The organism is Tessaracoccus sp., from assembly GCF_016714275.1.
Taxonomy (GTDB): Bacteria; Actinomycetota; Actinomycetes; order Propionibacteriales; family Propionibacteriaceae; genus Arachnia.
The window spans coordinates 549,255-565,960 of sequence record NZ_JADJNP010000001.1 but is presented as its reverse complement, the minus strand read 5'-3'; the positions used below and the strand labels follow the sequence as shown (position 1 = coordinate 565,960).

Annotated in this window: 14 protein-coding genes; 9 read left to right on the top strand and 5 right to left on the bottom strand. The window is 69.3% G+C overall.

The features are described from left to right. Positions 1 to 80: 80 nt before the first annotated feature. From IPJ61_RS02655 to IPJ61_RS02645, 3 genes are all read right to left on the bottom strand, one after another. Positions 81 to 353, bottom strand: a complete 273-nt coding sequence (locus IPJ61_RS02655) for a hypothetical protein (RefSeq protein WP_297102724.1) — start codon at positions 351 to 353, stop codon at positions 81 to 83. A gap of 9 nt (positions 354 to 362) precedes the next feature. After that, entirely contained in the window at positions 363 to 1,634 is a 1,272-nt protein-coding gene (locus IPJ61_RS02650; protein WP_297102722.1) for an ATP-binding protein, read from the bottom strand. A 114-nt stretch (positions 1,635 to 1,748) separates the two neighbouring features. Further along, positions 1,749 to 3,992, bottom strand: a complete 2,244-nt coding sequence (locus tag IPJ61_RS02645) for a beta-L-arabinofuranosidase domain-containing protein (RefSeq protein ID WP_297102720.1) — start codon at positions 3,990 to 3,992, stop codon at positions 1,749 to 1,751. A 155-nt stretch (positions 3,993 to 4,147) separates the two neighbouring features. Here IPJ61_RS02645 and IPJ61_RS02640 point away from each other — a divergent pair, with 155 nt between their 5' ends. Together IPJ61_RS02640 and IPJ61_RS02635 are read left to right on the top strand one after the other, a co-directional pair. Beyond that, positions 4,148 to 5,467: a glycoside hydrolase family 27 protein gene (locus tag IPJ61_RS02640; RefSeq protein WP_297102719.1), complete on the top strand. Its 1,320-nt coding sequence runs from the start codon at positions 4,148 to 4,150 to the stop codon at positions 5,465 to 5,467. A 12-nt stretch (positions 5,468 to 5,479) separates the two neighbouring features. After that, entirely contained in the window at positions 5,480 to 6,409 is a 930-nt protein-coding gene (locus tag IPJ61_RS02635; RefSeq protein ID WP_297102718.1) for an aldo/keto reductase, read from the top strand. An 88-nt stretch (positions 6,410 to 6,497) separates the two neighbouring features. On the opposite strand, the gene IPJ61_RS02630 is transcribed toward IPJ61_RS02635, so the two are convergent. Both IPJ61_RS02630 and IPJ61_RS02625 read right to left on the bottom strand, forming a co-directional pair. Continuing rightward, positions 6,498 to 7,607, bottom strand: coding sequence for a LacI family DNA-binding transcriptional regulator (locus IPJ61_RS02630; RefSeq protein ID WP_297102717.1), 1,110 nt, complete (start codon positions 7,605 to 7,607; stop codon positions 6,498 to 6,500). Beyond that, entirely contained in the window at positions 7,604 to 9,430 is a 1,827-nt protein-coding gene (locus tag IPJ61_RS02625) for a heparinase II/III domain-containing protein (RefSeq protein WP_297102716.1), read from the bottom strand. The genes IPJ61_RS02630 and IPJ61_RS02625 overlap by 4 nt, the downstream gene beginning before the upstream one ends. 115 nt (positions 9,431 to 9,545) lie before the next feature. Between IPJ61_RS02625 and IPJ61_RS02620 the strand changes: the two genes are divergently transcribed. The 7 genes from IPJ61_RS02620 (at position 9,546) to IPJ61_RS02590 (ending at position 16,675) form a co-directional block, all read left to right on the top strand. Continuing rightward, a complete protein-coding gene (locus IPJ61_RS02620; RefSeq protein ID WP_297102715.1) occupies positions 9,546 to 11,507 on the top strand; it encodes a DUF2264 domain-containing protein in 1,962 nt (653 codons plus the stop codon). A 25-nt stretch (positions 11,508 to 11,532) separates the two neighbouring features. Then, a complete protein-coding gene (locus IPJ61_RS02615) occupies positions 11,533 to 12,057 on the top strand; it encodes an ABC transporter substrate-binding protein (protein ID WP_297102714.1) in 525 nt (174 codons plus the stop codon). A 32-nt stretch (positions 12,058 to 12,089) separates the two neighbouring features. Continuing rightward, positions 12,090 to 12,863, top strand: a complete 774-nt coding sequence (locus IPJ61_RS02610) for an extracellular solute-binding protein (RefSeq protein ID WP_459251245.1) — start codon at positions 12,090 to 12,092, stop codon at positions 12,861 to 12,863. A gap of 113 nt (positions 12,864 to 12,976) precedes the next feature. Then, the gene (locus IPJ61_RS02605; protein WP_297102713.1) at positions 12,977 to 13,909 is read left to right on the top strand and encodes a carbohydrate ABC transporter permease; all 933 of its coding nucleotides are present in this window, start codon (positions 12,977 to 12,979) and stop codon (positions 13,907 to 13,909) included. Then, positions 13,909 to 14,793, top strand: coding sequence for a carbohydrate ABC transporter permease (locus tag IPJ61_RS02600; protein WP_297102708.1), 885 nt, complete (start codon positions 13,909 to 13,911; stop codon positions 14,791 to 14,793). The genes IPJ61_RS02605 and IPJ61_RS02600 overlap by 1 nt, the downstream gene beginning before the upstream one ends. A 2-nt stretch (positions 14,794 to 14,795) precedes the next feature. Next, positions 14,796 to 15,479, top strand: a complete 684-nt coding sequence (locus tag IPJ61_RS02595) for a hypothetical protein (RefSeq protein ID WP_297102707.1) — start codon at positions 14,796 to 14,798, stop codon at positions 15,477 to 15,479. A 14-nt stretch (positions 15,480 to 15,493) separates the two neighbouring features. Further along, on the top strand, positions 15,494 to 16,675 hold the full coding sequence (locus IPJ61_RS02590; protein WP_297102705.1) for a glycoside hydrolase family 88 protein: 1,182 nt from the start codon (positions 15,494 to 15,496) through the stop codon (positions 16,673 to 16,675). The last annotated feature ends 31 nt before the right edge of the window (positions 16,676 to 16,706 follow it).

The following is a 16,706-nucleotide window of genomic DNA, read 5'->3' as shown; positions in this document are numbered from 1 at the left end:
CGGGTGGGGTGTTGAGGTAACGCCGCGCGACAAATCATGTATCGTTACAAGATACGATGCCGGGACCTCCTTTTGCACAACTACGTGCGAGCGGCCCAGGTCGCGAGGTTGGCGATGAGGGAGTGGTGCCCCTCAGAGTCGTACGAGCGGGCGTCGTGGCCGAGGAGGTCCCCGGCGTTGACGACGAGCAGGCCCACGCCGGCGAGGCGGGTCATCGCGCCATCGACGTCCTCGTCGATCTCGACGGCGAAGCCGGCCCCGCGCAGGGTCTCGGCGAGGAGAGGGCTGGTCTCGGGGAACGGGTGCCAGGGGTCGGCATAGCGTCCAGAGCCGCTGGCGATCACTGCGCGCATTGGTTTCACCTATCCGAGCAGAGCCAGCGGAACCACCGCTACGCCGTCCTGGCGTCGATAGGCCTGCTGACCTGTGCTGATGACGACCTTGTCGACAAGCCGATCTCCCAGTCGGTGTTGGAGGAAGTGTAGGTGGCGCACGTCTCGGTCGCCGATGACCGCCGCGAGCTTCACCTCGAAGGCGAGGATGCGGCCGTCGTAGCGCTCCAGCAGCAGGTCGACCTCCTGCTCTCCGCCGCGTGTCCGGAAGTGGTGGGTCGTCGCTTCGGCCGCCTGACCAGCTGCTCGTACCGTGAGTGTCGACAACGACTCGAAGAGCTGACCGAAGAACTCGGCATTCCCCGAGCCGGGCGATGTCAGCGAGCTCGGTGTGACGTCGAGCACCTGGGCGGCGAGTGCCGGATCCACGAGTTGGTGCTTTGGTGCCGCGGTGAGCCGTGAGAAGTGCGACCCCGTGGGCGCCCACGCCGTCACAGGGTCGAGGATCCAGAGGGACTCAAGCGCTTCGCGATAGCGCTGTGTCGTCGCCTTTGCGGGTTTGTCGTGCTCTCCCGGCGTAGCCGCATTGACGATCGAATCGTAGGACGCGGTGGTCGATGAGGCCGCCGCGTAGGCGCGCAACCAACGAAGCAGCGACTCGGAGGAACGCACGACGAGATTGTTGTCCGGCAGTTCTCGTTCGAGGAGGTTGGTGACGTAGCCCTGCAGGGTGGCTCGCTGCCGCCGCCCGTCCATCTGGTTGATCCGGGGGAAACCAGATGCGCAGACTTGCTCGGCGTAGTCGGCGAGCGTGAACTCCGTGCTGCCCTGGATCTCTGCGGACCCTTCGAAGAGGTCGGCGATCGATACCGTCGGTGATGTCATGGCCCGTTCTGAGAGTGCCATCGGGCGCATGCGTACCGACATGATGCGCCCGGCCCCCGTATGTATTGCCGTCCCGCGAGGTACTACGGCGCTACCGGTGAGGAGGAACTCCTGATCGGTGTGGTCATCGACCAGCCGTCGAATCGCGTCCCACAGGGGAGGGTGGATCTGCCATTCGTCTATACACATCCGACGGTGGGATGTCAGCTGCATCCTGGCGTCGGCCTGGACCAGCTGAAGTGTGGCCTGATCGTCGAGCCGGAGAATGGCATCGCTGCGCCGGACCGCTGTCTCTGTTTTCCCGATCCCTCGGGCGCCCTCGATGCTGATCGCGGTGCCGGGTCCGATCAACGCGTCAAGCTCGACGTCCAGATACCGCGGAAGATAGCCCGCAGCGCGGTGCGCTCCACTTAGCATGCGTTGATACTAGTCCATCTGCCGGACTGAAACTAGTCTATCTGCCGGATAAAAACTAGCCCATCTGCCGGGCCAAAACTAGCCTATTTGCCGGACTGGAACTAGGGCTGCCTCTCAGCGGAGCAGGCGGACGGTGGCGACGCCGGGGGTTGGGAGGCCGTCAGCGGCGGAGAACTCGACGTCGACCGTGTCCCCGGTGTGGGCGTGCAGGGCCTCGGTGACGTCGTACTCTCCGGTGAGCCACTCGCCCGCCGAGTCGAATGTCTCCTCGCCGACGACGTGACCCGCGACGGTGACGACGACGCGGCCCGGGCCGGCGGTGACGTAGCTCACAGCCAGCCGGCACCAGGGGTTCTCTTCACGGCGGAGCCGCACGCCCATGGACGCGCGGGTGGAGCGCCAGCGGCGGTCGCCGGTGAGGCCGACCTCGGTGGCGGTGCCGCGGAAGCCGTGGTCGGACTCGGGCTGCTGTTCGCCGAGCGCCACCTTGTCGATCGTGCGGGCGTCCAGCGAGACGCCCTCGTCCTGGGTGACCAACCCGGCGCGCCGGGCGGCGACCTCGCCGTCGGCCACGGGCCAGTAGACGGTGTAGCGCGCGTCGTGCAGGTGCGCGAACGGCTCAAGGTCGATGGTCGCGCCCGGCGGATCCAGCGCGGGGACGCGGTAGGTCAGCCGGCCGGTCTCCACGATGTCGGTGGCCCCGTCCGCGACGATCGGAAGGTCGCCGAAGCCCATCAGCGCGCCCTGGGCGATGTGACCCATCCTGCTGTCGTCGGCCATCAGGCCGGCGAGGTGATCCGTGCCAGCGCGGGCAGCGAGCACGATCGGGCCCGCGAGGTAGGCCTGCCACGGGGACCCGTTGGGCAGGCGCTCCGCGCGCGGCGTGAGGGGAACCCGGAAAGAGACGACGTCGCCGGGGGTCCATTCGCGGTCGAGGAGCAGCGCGCCAGGCGTCCCCTCGCCGACGACCGACTCCCCGTTGATCACGACGTCGACCAGCGCGCCCCAGCCGGGAACGCGCAGCCGCAGCGGGAACCGGTGGGGCGCGTCCAGCAGCAGTGTGAGGCGCACGACGTCGTCGAACGGAAAGCCCGTCTCCAGCCGCACTCTGCCGCCGAACTCGGGCGCGTTCAGCTCGGCGGGCACGAACAGGTTGACCGCCAGCGCATCGTCCTCGATGCCGAAGACGAACTCGCCGTGCTTGGCCTGCACCTCCATGCCGGTACCGACGCAGCACCAGAAGCCGAGGTCGCGCGCGGAGTAGTTGCGGTAGTGCCGCGGACGCATGCTAGTGAAGTAGACGAACCCGCCGCGCTCGGGGTGCTGCGAGGCCAGCACATGGTTGAAGAGGGCGCGCTCGGCGAAGTCGAGGTGCTCCGGGCGAAGCTCCGCCTCGGCGAGCGCCCGCGTCAGCTTCAGCATGTTGTACGTGTTGCAGGACTCGGGGCCCTCGCGGTCCTCGATCACGGGCGTGAAGTCGCCCGCGTCGTGGAAGTGCTCGCGGACGCTGTTGCCGCCGAACGCGACGGTGCGGCGCTCGACGACCGTGCGCCAGAAGAAGTCGGCCGCGCCGCGGAGGGCCTCGTCATCGGCGACGGCCGCGGTGGTGGCGTAGCCGACGGCCTTCGGGATCTGCGTGTTGGCGTGCAGCCCGGTCAGGGCGTCGCGGCGGTCGAGGAGCGGGTCGAGGATCGCGCGGTGCGAGAACCGGCGCGCCATCGCCGCGCAGTCCTCGCACCCGGTGAGCGCCGCGAGCTGTGCGAACGCGTCGTTCATGCCGCCGAACTCCGTGTCCAGCATGGCCTCGAACGTCTCGTCGTCGAGGTCGGCGGCGATCTCCAGCCACCAGTCGGCGAGCCGGACGATGACGGCGAGCGCCGCGTTGCTGCCGGCGATGACGTGCGCGTCGATCAGGCCCTGGAAGGTTTTGTGCAGGTTGTACCACGGCACCCAGTGCGCGCTGGAGCCTAGCCTCCGCGCGGCCTCGACACCGCCGGCGAGCGACGCGAAGAGCGCGGCCCCGCCGGGGACGCCGCCGACGTAGCCGGTGCCCAGCGCGTCCTGCGCCCGGGCCAGCTCGGCGACCATCGCGTCGAGGCGAGCCTTCGGCGCCGACTCCGCGGTCGCGGCCCAGAGCAGGGCCAGTGCGGAGAGGTAGTGGCCCGCGGTGTGACCGTCGAGGCCCGAGTCCTCCCAGTTGCCGTAGCTCGCGGCCTTGGCGGGCAGGCCGGCCTCGCGGAGAAACGGGGCCAGCAAGCGGTCGGGGTGCAGGCCCATGACGTAGTCGAGGTCGATGCGAATGGCGTCCGCGAACGGGCCGGGCAGCAGGCGGATGCGGTCGAGGGGGAAGAACTTCATCGGTTTCCTGTGATGGTGGACACGGCTGAGCCTGACCCTACTATGATCATGTATCGATACAAGAATACGCGCGTATCGCGCCCCGAGCACAAGACCTACGTCGCGCACCGGCTCCCCGTTGGCCGCCGCATCACGGAAGATGAGGAAACCGCACCATGACCCTGAAGCCCGCACTCACCCCGCCCATGGGCTGGAACAGTTGGGACTGCTACGGCACCACCATCACCGAGGATGAGGTCCTTGCCAACGCACGATTCATGGCCGAGCACCTTGCGCCCTTGGGCTGGGACACGATCGTGATCGACGCCGACTGGTCCGATCCCGGCGCCCGCTCACACGGCTACAACCAAGAAGCCGAGCTGCGGATCGACGAGTTCGGTCGGCTCGTGCCGGACCCGATCCGCTTCCCCAGCGCGGCCGACGGCGCGGGCTTCGCCCCGCTCGCCGCCGAGATCCACGCGCTGGGTCTCCGTTTCGGCATCCACATCATGCGCGGCATCCCGCGCCGCGCCGTGTCGGCCAACACCCCGATCCTGGGCAGCGACGCGCGCGCTGCCGACGTCGCCGACCCCGTGAATCGCTGCGAGTGGAACCCGCACTACGTCGGTCTCGACCACACGAGACCGGGTGCGCAGGCCTACTACGACTCCCTCGCCGCGCTCTACGCGGAGTGGGGCGTCGACTTCGTCAAGGCCGACGACCTTCTCTGGCCGTACCAGCGCCCGGATATCGAGTCGTTCTCGGGTGCCCTGCGCCGGTCCCCGCACGACTTCCAGCTCAGCCTGTCGCCCGGCCGCGACATGTCGCTCGCGCGGCTTGACCACCTGCGCGAGAACGCGACCATGTGGCGCATCTGCGACGACGTGTGGGATCGCTGGCAGGACGTCGTCGATAACTTCGCGCGGTTCGCACGCTGGGCGCCGTATGCGAGCGAGAAAGGCTGGCCCGACGGTGACATGCTGCCGCTGGGCAGGATCGGCATCCGCGCCGAGCGTGGCGAGCCGCGCCAGGACGGGTTCACCCGCGCAGAACGCGTCTCGCTGATGACGCTGTGGGTGATCGCGCGCTCGCCGCTGATGATCGGCGGCGACCTGCCAACAGCCGACCCGGCGACCGTCGCGCTGCTCGCCAACACCGACGCAATGAAAGTGCTTCGATCATCGTCGAACAATCGCGAACTGGCGCGGGAGGGCGCCTTCGTGTTCTGGGGCGCCGACGGTGACGACGGCGTCCGCTACGCCGCTGTCTTCCACCTCGGCGACGCGCCGGTCGACATCGCCCTCGACGCGCAGGCGCTCGGGCTGCCGCCGTCGGGAGGCGAGGTCCGCGAGCTATGGACGGGCGCCGTCGTCCCGCTGGAGCCTGTGACGGTGCAGAGCGATGCCGCCCGCGGCGTCGCGCCCGGCAGCGCGGCCCTGCGTCTTTCCCTTGACACCCACGGCGCCGTGCTCCTCCGCTTCACCCCCACCATCTGAAAGGATCGACCCATGAAGTACCTCTCTCAACGATCCGTCCCGCTGCCCGCGTCCAACGTCGTCCTCGGCCTCATGCGCATCCAGGGGCTCAGCGACGAGGCGCTCCGCACGCTCATCCGAACCGCCCGCGACGCCGGCATCAACACCTTCGACCACGCCGACATCTACGGTGATCCGCGGCACGCCTGCGAGCAGCGCTTCGGCGACGCGGGCGCCGTCCCCGCCTCGGAGCGCGACCAGGTCGTGATCCAGTCGAAGGCCGGCATCCGTCCCGGCTTCTTCGACTTCTCGAAGGACCACATCCTCGCGACGGTCGACGAGTCGCTGGCCGCCTTGAACACCGACTACCTCGACGTCCTCCTCCTGCACCGCCCCGACACCCTCGTCGAGCCCGACGAGGTGGCTGCGGCGTTCGACGAGCTGGAGGCGGCGGGCAAGGTCCGCGCGTTCGGCGTGTCGAACCACACCCCGGGGCAGATCGAGCTGCTGAAGCAGTCGGTCCGTCAGCCGCTGGGCATCAACCAGGTCCAGCTGAGCGTTACGCACGCGCCGCTGATCGCCCACGGGGTGGCGATGAACATGGCCGGCGAGACGCAGGCGGCCAGCCTCGACAATGGCCTGCTCGACTACTCCCGCCTGAACAAGATCACGCTCCAGGCGTGGTCACCGTTCCAGGCCGGGTACTTCAACGGCATCTTCCTGGGTGACCGCGAGAACTACCCCGAGCTGAACGACGTCATCGACGAGCTGGCCGCGGCCTACGACGTGACGCCGACCGGCATCGCGGTGGCCTGGATCACCCGTCACCCTGCGGACATGCAGGTGGTGCTCGGCACGACGAACCCGCAGCGCGTCGTTGACTCCGCCGCCGGCTCGGAGATCCCGCTCACCCGCGAGGAGTGGTACCGGATCTTCCGCGCCGCGGGCCACCGCCTGCCCTGAGCGGACACAGATCTCTCCATACGCGAGGCCAGGCCGGATATGGGCCTGGCCTCGCACATACAGAGATGTGTGTCGGCGAATCAGTCCCTCAAGAAGGGATGTCGACCGCAGCTGTGGTCTCGCGGACGTTCAGGGTGGGGCTCACCACGACGCGCTGCGCCGGAGCGCCCGGGTCGGCGAGGCGTCGGATCAGCAACTCGACGGCGGCCTCGCCGACGGCGGCGCGCGGCGGGCTGACCGCCGTCAGGGCCGGGTTGTACAGCTGGGCGACCTCGTCGTCATAGGCGATCACCGACAGGTCGCCCGGCACCGAAAGGCCTCTGGCAAGGGCATATTCGACCACGGTTATCGCCTCGGGGTCCGAGTGGACCAGCAGGGCGGTGGTGCCCGAGGCGATGACGGTGTCGATGATCGCGGTCACGACGTCGGAGAACTCGGCGGAGCGGTGGTCGGGGATGAAGCGCTCGAAGTGCTCGGTCCGGTCCAGGCCGAGCTCCTCGCATGCCCGCTCCCAGCCCGCGGCGATCTTCCGCGACGTCGGCGACAGACGCGAAACGACCAAGCCCACCCGGCGGTGCCCGAGGCTCGCCAGGTGGTGCGCGGCCAGCAGGCCGCCGAGCGCGTGATCGGTGGTGGCCGACTCCATCGGCTGCTTCGTGTCGGGCCGCACGACGTCGCGTTCCACGAGTACGACGGGAAGGTCCTGCGCGCTCAGCCACTTGGCGACGTCGGCCGCGTACGGGCTGTCGACGCTCGGCGCGAACACGAGGCCTTCGACCTGCTCGGTGTGGACGAGGCGCTCCAGGACGGGTCGCTCGTCGATCAGCTCGTAGGAGGACCCGCGCAGCAGCAGCCGCATGCCGTGGCGCTCCGCCGCGGCCTCCATGCCGCGGATGACGCCCGGCCAGTAGTAGTCGAGGGACGGCACAAGTACCGCCAAAGACGGCGCCCCGTCTCGGGTCTTGGGCCTCGTGGTCGGTGCAGAGGCGAGTGCCCGGCCCGCGACCGGGACGGCGCCGCCGTGAACGCGCTCGAGAAGGCCCTCCTCCTCGAACTGTGCGAGGTCGCGGCGCAGCGTGACGGGGCTGACGCCGAGGTCGGCGGAGAGGTCGGAGATGCGGACCAGCCCGTCGCGCTCCAGCGCGGAAAGGATGTGTGCGCGCCGCCCGGCGGGAAGGGCGCCCCGGGAGACGCTCACGGCCCGACCTGCCGCACGACGACCTCGCACGCCTCGCGCCCTGTCACGTCGAGCTCGATCCGAGCCAGTTGGGAACCCCACACGCTGCTGAGCATAGGGTCGTCCAGCGGCCGGAGCGAAACATGTGCCTTGATCTCCCCGGACCATTCCATCCGGACGGGAGGAGCGCCGTCGAGGGGGGCGACCGTCGCCCCTCCCTCGTAAAGAGTCACCGCGCCCGCTGCCAGGAAGTAGGAGACCGTGCGCGGTTCCGGCCGGTCGCCGGCCCGGGGATCCAGGCGCCACGCGTCCCGGACGGTGACGACGCCGTCGGTCAGCCGCGCGGTTCGCCGCCAGCTGTGGAGGCCCCGAACGTCGTAGGCCTCGTGCAGATCGAGCGCCAGGCCGTCCGGCAGCACTTCTACGGTGGACGCGCGGCGCTCCCTGCCAACGGCCTGCGCGGTGCCGCGGACCAGCGGGACGTTGTGCCACGCGCTCTGCGTCATCCACAGACGGTACCGGTTCGGGCCGAAGGTCTCGGCGGTGTAGGTCGGGCGGCCCGCGTCGACGAGCACGGGCACGCCGTCGCTGGCGACGACGACCTCGCCGACGTCGTTGTGGTTGTGGTGTTCGTCGTTGTGCCCGCCCTTGACGGCGAGCGTCAGTCCCGCGGCGCTCCCCGCGCTCGGGCGGACGAGGCGTACCTGGATCGACTCCAGCCACACGTCCGCCGGCAGCGGGGGAGGCGCGGGCTCGACGCCGACCCAGGCGGGATCGGTTGCCGCGAGCAGGAGACGCCCGAGCTCCGACCACTCGTTGGCGACAGGCTCGCCGGGCCGACGGCGCGAGGCCGCGAAGGCGGCAGCCTCGTCGTCGCCGACCCTCCGCGCCGCACGGTGCAGCGCGGCCCAGGCAACCTCGGCGCTGTCGCGTGCCTGGCCGTCGGCGAGGTTCAGGACCCAGCCGTCGCCCAGCTGCATGCGGTGCGGGAAGCCGACGGTCGCCCGGAGCGCGGGTGAGGTGGCGAGCGGGTCGAGGGCGCCGTCGGTGGCGTGGCGCAGGATCTCCGCGGCCTCCAGCGCGCGACAGGCACCGTTCCACCAGTAGTGGTAACCCTCGTCGACCGCGCCATCCGGCGGCAGCGCCGCGAGGTAAAGGCCAAGCCCGTAGCCGGCAAGGTCCACGACCCGGTCCCGGAAGGGGGCGTCGCCCTCGCCGTCGAGGAAACGCAGCGCCCCGACGAGCACGTTGCCGTGAATCCAGGGGTTCCAGTTGTGGACGTCGCTGCCTTCGCCGATCCAGTGCCAGTCGCGGCGTCCGACGAACGGATCGAACACGCGGCGACGGGTCTCGCGCCGGACGCGGGCGCGGAGACCGGGGTAGGCCTCGTCGAGCTGAGCGCCCAGCAGGTGGTCGGTCCACGCGAGCTGCGCGACGACGTCCCCGGCGCCGAGGTCGAGGTACGGGTCGTCGGGGTCCGGCAACACGTGGGCGCGCTTGGCGAAGGTGTCGTCGTGCGCGGGCCAGCACCACGAGCTCTGCTCGCACAGCTGCAGGACGCCGTCGGCGACGGCGTCGACGTAGCGGTGCTCAAGGGTGGCGGCCGCGGCGACGGTGGCGTGGGCCAGCCGCCGCTGCCGGCCGAAGACGAGCGCCTCGTGTGCGGCACGGTCGCCGTCGCGGTGTACCCGCGCTGCCGTGCTGGCCAACGGCAGCGGCCACGGCGCATCCAGGTCCGCCGTTGCGCGGTCGACGCGGTCGCGCAGCGTCGGCTGGTCGGCGGAGCCGGACCCGAGAGTCCAGACCGAGCGGTCGCCGGCGGGAGGGAGGGGGAGCGCTGTCATGCCGCTATCCTATCCTAAACGATCAATAACGATCATTACAGTTCAGTAACAAAGGTTGCGCGTCGTAAAACGATCGTTTATGGTCGTCCTATCGCACTCCAACAGTGAGGATGCAATGGAGCTCGCACACGACGCCTACGGGCGTGATTGGTGGACACGGTTAGCCGACGATCTGCTGGCCGCGCTGCGCCCGTACGCCTCTGCCAACAACGCGCGGATCACTCCGCCGGGGGCCGAAGGCGGGTACGGCCGCGACGTTGACGGCCTCGAGGGCTTCGCGCGCAGCCTGATGATCGCCGGCTTCCGCATCGCGGGAGAGCGCGGCGAGGGCGTGGATGACCTGATCGAGTTCTATGCCTCGGGCATCGCCGCGGGCGTCGACCCCGCCGCCCCGGACCGGTGGGTGCGCCCGAGCGAGCATGCGCAAGCGAAGGTGGAGTCGGCGTCGATCGCGCTCGTGCTCGACCTCACCCGCCCCTGGATCTGGGACCGCTTCTCGGACACCACGAAGCAGCAGGTGATCGGCTACCTCGGCGAGCTCGTCGGCGACGACACCTTCCCCCGCAACAACTGGCTGTGGTTCCGGATCGTCGTCGAGACGTTCCTCCGCTCGGTCGGCGGGCCCTGGTCCGCCGACGACATCGCGGCCGACCTCGCGCTCCACGAGTCCTTCCTCCGCCCGGACGGCTGGATCGCGGACGGCGATTCGCAGGCCTTCGATCAGTACACCGGCTGGGCGCTGCATCTGTACCCGGCGCTCTGGCCGCGCATGTCGGGAGCTGCGGAACTGATGGGCGACCGCGCGCCGGCCGACACCGCGCGCCTCGACCGTTTCCTCCTCGACGCGCGTCAGCTGATCGGCTCCGACGGCTCCCCTCTCATCCAGGGCCGCAGCCTCATTTACCGCTTCGCCGCCGCCGCCCCGTTCTGGGCGGGCGTGCTCTCCGAGGTCCCAGCGACGTCGCTCGGCGCCCTGCGCGTCGCCGCGGGCCGGATCGTCGAGCACTTCGTCGACCGCGGTGCCCCCAACGTGGCCGGCCTGCTCGACATGGGCTGGCACCACGAGTGGCGCCAACTCGCGCAGTCCTACTCGGGACCTGGCTCGCCGTACTGGGCCGCGAAGGGCCTCATCGGCGTCATGCTTCCCGCCGATCACCCGGTGTGGACGGCCCCCGCCGAGCCGCTCCCCATCGACGAGGGTGACATCCTGGCTGCCATCGCCGCGCCCGGCTGGGTCGCGCACGGCACTTCCGCGGACGGGATCGTCCGCGTCGTGAACCACGGCACCGACCATGCGATGCCGGGAACTCTGGTCGGCGATTCACCGCTCTACGCGCGCATCGGCTACTCGACAGCCACCAGTCCGCTCCTCGACGACGACGCCTGGGTTCGCCCGCTTGAGCAGTCCGTCGCGGTGGTCGACGTCGTGGGGCGCGCCACGCATCGCGCCGCGCTCAGGCTCCTCGGCGCCCGCGTCGAGGGCGAGGTCGGCGTCGCGGGATCGACGTCGACGGCGCACTGGATCACGCCTGGGCCCGAGCGGGTCAACCACGGCTCGGGCCTTGAGGGGGAGACGGAGCCCGCGGGCGCGCTCACGGTGTGGTCGCTCGTCCGTGGTCCCTGGGAACTGCGGCTGGCCTCCCTCGACGACCTGCCCGAGGGCCTCGACCCCGAGACCCTCAGGCTCAGGTTCGGTGGCTGGCCGCTGGCCGCCGACGCCCGGGACGCCATCGCGGGCGAGAACCCCCTCTCCACCCGCGGCCTGACCAGTCGACTGACCGCCGTCGTCGGCCGCGCGGAGACCACGTCTTACACCCACCACGAGGCCAGCCCCCTGGGCGCGGTCTCCGTCACCCCCACCCTCACCTTCGGCGTCCGCGCCGGCGAATGGGTCGGAGCAGTCGTCGAACTGTCCGGCCGCCCCGTCGGAGACGACGAGTCGACGGTGACCCTCACCGAGGACGGCGACGTCCTCATCGCGGAGGTGACCTGGCCCGATGGCCAGGCCACCACCACTCACCTCATTGGGACCCGAGGCGCGACGGACGCGCCGGAGGCGGATCGCGACCTCATCTAGGGGTCCGGAAAAGGAGATGCAGACCATGAACCGTGTGATCAAGGGAGCAGTGGGTCTCGCCGTCGGCGCCACCATACTGCTCACTGCCTGCGGTAACGGAGCCACCCCGCCCGCGGGCGGGCAGAACACCGGCGGCACCGAGAAGCCCGCCGGCGACGTCACGCTCACGATGTCGGGCTGGAGCCTCGCGACCACGCCAGAGTTCCAGGTGTTGGCCGACGGCTTCGCCGAGGCGTTCCCTGGCATGAAGGTGGAACTCAAGGAGTACGACGCGGGCGAGTACAACACGCTGCTCACCGCCGACCTGGCCGCGAAGGCAGGCCCGGACATCATCACGCAGAAGGAGGTCAAGTTCACGCCCGTGTTCGTGCAGGGCCAGCAGCTGATGGACGTGTCCGACGTCGCGCTTCCCGACGGCATCGGCGGTGCCGCCTCCTACAACGTCGACGGCGTGCAGTACGCGACCCCTTACCGCCAGGACAGCTGGGTCATCTACTACAACAAGGACCTGTTCAAGGCCGCGGGTGTCGAGGAGCCCAACGGCACCTGACCTGGGACGACTATGCCGCCACCGCAAAGAAGGTGACCGACAACCTCCGCGCGGCGGGCAACGACAAGGCCTACGGCGCCTACCAGCACGGCTGGCAGTCGGTCGTGCAGGGCTTCGCGAACGGGCAGACGCCGGGCGCCGACATCCTCGCCGGAAAGTTCGACCAGTTCAAGCCGTACTACGAGCGCGCGCTGAAGCTGCAGGACGAGGGCGCGCAGATCGACTTCAACACGCGCCAAGCGAACCAGCTCACCTACCAGGGCGAGTTCGGCACACAGAAGGCCGCCATGATGCCCATGGGCACCTGGTACGTCGCCACCCTGATCGCGCAGCAGGCGTCCGGCGAGGCTGAGAAGTTCGACTGGGGGTTTGCTCCGGCGCCGCAGTTCGACGCCTCCACCACGGGCCTGGACAAGACCCCGGTGACGTTCGGCGACCCGACCGGTCTCGGGATCAACGCCAACATCGCACCCGAGAAGGTCGACGCGGCCAAGAAGTTCCTGACCTACGCGGCCAGCGAGGAGGCCGCGAAGGCTCTCGCGGGCATCGGCATCACGCCCGCGCTGATCAACGACGCCGTCGTCGACGTCTACTTCTCCGCCGACGGCGCCCCGCAGGACGACCTGTCGAAGTTCGCATGGTCGACCCACGAGGTCAAGCCGGAGAACCCGGCCAGCGCCAACACCGCAGCGATCCAGACCATCCTTGGTGACCTGCACACCGCGGTGATGTCCGAGTCGTCCTCCATCGACGCCGAGATCGCCACGGCGGTCGACCGGGTCAAGAACGAGGTCGGGATCGGCTGATCGCGTGAGTTCCGGGCGGGGCGCCCTCGACGAGGGTGCCCCGCCTCCGGAGGAAGCATTGATCAGTGCTTCCCTAGCCCACGACCAGCCGCCTACAAACGAGAGGAGAGCCGATGACCAGCGCAGTGCAGTCGACCGCGGTCGCGCCGCCGTCGCGACGACATCGCCCCGGCGCGAAGCTCAAGCGCCGCAACACGATGATCGCCTGGACGTTCATCCTGCCCAACTTCACCGGTTTCGCCGTCCTGACGCTGATCCCGGTCCTGACGCTGTTCTACATCGCCTTCACCAACTGGAACGCCTTCGGCGTCGCCGACTGGGTGGGTCTCGCCAACTTCCAGCGTCTGCTCAAGGACAACAGCTTCCGCATCGCGGTGACGAACACGTTCGCCTATGCGCTGATGTACATCCCGCTGACGCTGGTCGTCTCCCTCGGGCTCGCGATGCTGCTGAACACCAAGCTGCGGGGCGTGGCGTTCTTCCGCACCGCGGCGTTCTTCCCCTACATCACATCCATCGTCGCCATCGCGATGGTGTGGAACATCCTGTTCAGCCCCGAGTACGGCCCGATCAACCAGATGCTCCGCCTGATCGGTCTGGACAACCCTCCTGGCTGGCTGACGTCGACGACCTGGGCGCTGCCCGCCGTCGCGCTGATCAGCATGTGGCGCGACGCCGGCTACTACATGATCCTGTTCCTCGCGGGCCTCCAGACCATCCCGCGCGAGCTGTACGAGGCCGCGCAGATGGACGGCGCAAACGCCGTCCAGCGGTTCTGGAACGTCACGCTGCCGGGGCTGCGCCCGACAACGTTCTTCGTCACGGTGATGATGACGATCGGTTCGTTCAAGATCCTCGACCTGATCCTCGTCCTGACGAAGGGCGGACCCGGCCAGGCGACGCTGGTGATCTCTCAGTTCATCTTCCGCGAAGGCTTCGAGCGCAACAGCTTTGGCTACGCCTCGGCCGCCGCGATCGTGCTGTTCCTGATCTGCATCACCGTCACCGTCGTCCAGTTCCTCGTGAACAAGAGGAGGGAGGCCTGATGTCCGCCGCACTCACCCGCACGCTCCGCCTCCCGGCGCGAGGCGTTGGTCGCAATCCCGTGCTCTACCGCGCCGGCCGTGTCCTGCTGTACCTCGCGCTGATCGGGTTCTCGTTCTGGCTGCTGCTGCCGTTCTTCTGGCTGGTGATCAGCTCGCTGAAGATGCCCAACGACGTCTTCAGCATCCCGATCAAGTGGTGGCCGGACCCGCTCACCTGGAACAACTACGCCGACATCTGGGCGAAGACCGACATGGTGACCTGGATCCGCAACACCATGCTGCTGGCCACCGTCGTCACCTTCCTGCAGGTGTTCACCGGTTCGTTCGCTGCCTACGGCTTCGCCAAGATGCGCTTCCCCGGCCGCGACGTGCTGTTCCTCGCCTATGTCGGCACCATCGCGGTGCCGTGGCAGTCGTACATGATCCCGCAGTTCATCATGATGTCGCGGATGAACCTCTCGAACACCTTGTGGTCGATCATCCTGCTGCAGGCGTTCGGCGCCTTCGGCGTGTTCCTCATGAAGCAGTTCTACGAGTCGATTCCCGAGGAGCTGTCAGAGTCCGCTCGGCTCGACGGCCTCTCCGAGTACGGGATCTGGCGCAGGATCATCCTGCCGCTGTCGACCCCGGCTATCGCGACGCTCGCGCTGCTGACGTTCGTCAACACCTGGAACGACTACATGGGTCCGCTCATCTACCTGCGCGACCGCAGCCTCTGGACCATCCAGATCGGCCTGCGGAACATGGTGAGCAACCTGCTCGATGCCAACTTCTCCCTCATGTTCGCGGGCCTCACCATCTCGGTGATCCCCATCGCGATCATCTTCCTCCTCGGCCAGCGCTACTTCGTCGAGGGCATCGCGACAACGGGAATGAAGGGCTGATCGTGGCGAGGTTCACCCACGACAACTACGCGCTGGTCTTCGGCGTCGCCTACCTGGGGCTGATGACCAACGCGCTGCTCGTGCTGTCGTGCCTGCCGATCGTGGTGCTGCTGCTGGCCACCGACCCGGCCGACACGTGGCTGCTGCTTGCCGTCGTCTCCCCGCTGGGGGCGCCGGCGTTGACAGCGGCATTCACCGTCTTCCGCCGGTACTCCGACGACGGCAGCGTCGACGTGTTCCGCGGTTTCTGGCGCGCCTGGTGGGCGACCGCCCGCCGCGCGCTGCCGCTGGGCCTCGTCGGCGGCGCGGTGCTCGTCGTCGCGGTGCTGGACATCCGGGTCCTGGCGACGACGGAGTATGCGGCCCTCGCCGTGCCGCCGTTGGCCGTCCTCGCGCTGCTGGTGGTCGCGCTCGTGCCGATCGCGCTGGCCGCGATCGCCGAGGCCCCCGCGACGAGGCTCCGCGAGGTCGTCGTCATCGCAGCGGTGCTCGGTCTCCGTCGCTGGTACCTGACCGTGGTGTCGCTCGTCGTCGTCTCCAGCCTCGCCGCGTTCTTCGTGGTGAAGCCGGCCCTGGCGCTGGGTCTCGCCGCCGCGCCGCTCCTGTATGCGGTCTGGGCCAACGCCCGCTACACCCTGAAACCTGCCATCGTCGACGGCGCGCCCTCCGCCGTCGGCGCCGAATGAAAGCGACTGCTCCCATGACGAACGCGACCACCGGCCACGCACCGGCTGATCTCCTTGTCCCCGACGCGGTGGACGCCGCGCTGCGGACGCTGCGCCGCAACATCGCCGCCTTCGGCGCCGTCTATCCCGACGACACGACGGCCGAGGGCAGATACCTGCCGCGCAGCCCCCGCGGCGGCCTCGCCGAGGGCGGCAACTCCGGGTGGACGACGGGTTTCTGGCCCGGGATGCTCTGGCTCGCCTGGGAGCTCAGCGAGGACGACACCTTCCTCACGGCCGCGAGGGAGCACGCCGTCGACTTCGATCGCCGCGTCCGAGCTGACGAGGACCTCGACCACCACGATCTCGGGTTCCTCTACACGCTCGCCTGCGTGAGCGCCTGGCGGCTCACCGGCGACGAGGCCGCCCGCGCCGCCGCGCTGGCGGCGGCCGACCGGCTGATGCGCCGGTTCCTGGAGCCTGCGGGGATCGTCCAGGCCTGGGGCGATCTCAGCGATCCTGCGCAGCGCGGACGCACGATCATCGATAGCTTGATGAACATGCCGTTGCTGACGTGGGCCCATGAGCAGACGGGTGAGGAGCGCTTCGCCGAAGCCGTCCGCAGGCACTCCGAGCAGCTGCGCCGCCACATCCTGCGCGACGACGACTCCACCTTCCACACGTTCTACTGGGACGCGGAGACGGGCGAGCCGCTGCGCGGCGGCACAGAACAGGGCGCTGCCGACGGATCCTGCTGGGCCCGCGGTCAAGCCTGGGGGATCTATGGCTTCGCGCTGAACCACCGCGCGGTCGGTGATCCCGCGCTGCTGGAGGCGTCCCGGCGCTGCGCCGACTACTTCCTCGCACACCTGCCCGCCGACGGCGTCGCTCACTGGGACCTCGTCTTCGGCGAGGGCAGTGGCGCGGAGCGCGACTCGTCCGCGGCGGCCATCGCCGTCTGCGGCCTCGCGGAGCTGGCCGCCCAGCTCGACGACGACGCCGCCGCAACCCGGTATCGCGAGGCCGCAGACCGGATCCTCGCGTCGCTGATCGCCGGCTACGCCCCGGGCGACGGCACCTCCGACGCGTTGCTGCTGCACGGTGTCTACGACCTGCCGAAGGGCAACGGCGTCGACGAGGGCAACCTATGGGGCGACTACTTCTACCTCGAGGCGCTCACGCGCGCCACGAAGCCCGACTGGGCGCCGTACTGGTGACACCCGCTGGTTGAGCCGGAGGCCGACCACA

Excerpts from the sequence above, each read along its gene's own strand:
- IPJ61_RS02600 (WP_297102708.1), top strand. The coding sequence starts at position 13,909 with ATGTCCGCCGCACTCACCCGCACGCTCCGCCTCCCGGCGCGAGGCGTT.
- IPJ61_RS02655 (WP_297102724.1), bottom strand. The coding sequence starts at position 353 with ATGCGCGCAGTGATCGCCAGCGGCTCTGGACGCTATGCCGACCCCTGG.
- IPJ61_RS02625 (WP_297102716.1), bottom strand. The coding sequence starts at position 9,430 with ATGACAGCGCTCCCCCTCCCTCCCGCCGGCGACCGCTCGGTCTGGACT.
- IPJ61_RS02620 (WP_297102715.1), top strand. The coding sequence starts at position 9,546 with ATGGAGCTCGCACACGACGCCTACGGGCGTGATTGGTGGACACGGTTA.
- IPJ61_RS02590 (WP_297102705.1), top strand. The coding sequence starts at position 15,494 with ATGACGAACGCGACCACCGGCCACGCACCGGCTGATCTCCTTGTCCCC.
- IPJ61_RS02640 (WP_297102719.1), top strand. The coding sequence starts at position 4,148 with ATGACCCTGAAGCCCGCACTCACCCCGCCCATGGGCTGGAACAGTTGG.
- IPJ61_RS02615 (WP_297102714.1), top strand. The coding sequence starts at position 11,533 with ATGAACCGTGTGATCAAGGGAGCAGTGGGTCTCGCCGTCGGCGCCACC.
- IPJ61_RS02605 (WP_297102713.1), top strand. The coding sequence starts at position 12,977 with ATGACCAGCGCAGTGCAGTCGACCGCGGTCGCGCCGCCGTCGCGACGA.
- IPJ61_RS02635 (WP_297102718.1), top strand. The coding sequence starts at position 5,480 with ATGAAGTACCTCTCTCAACGATCCGTCCCGCTGCCCGCGTCCAACGTC.
- IPJ61_RS02650 (WP_297102722.1), bottom strand. The coding sequence starts at position 1,634 with ATGCTAAGTGGAGCGCACCGCGCTGCGGGCTATCTTCCGCGGTATCTG.
- IPJ61_RS02645 (WP_297102720.1), bottom strand. The coding sequence starts at position 3,992 with ATGAAGTTCTTCCCCCTCGACCGCATCCGCCTGCTGCCCGGCCCGTTC.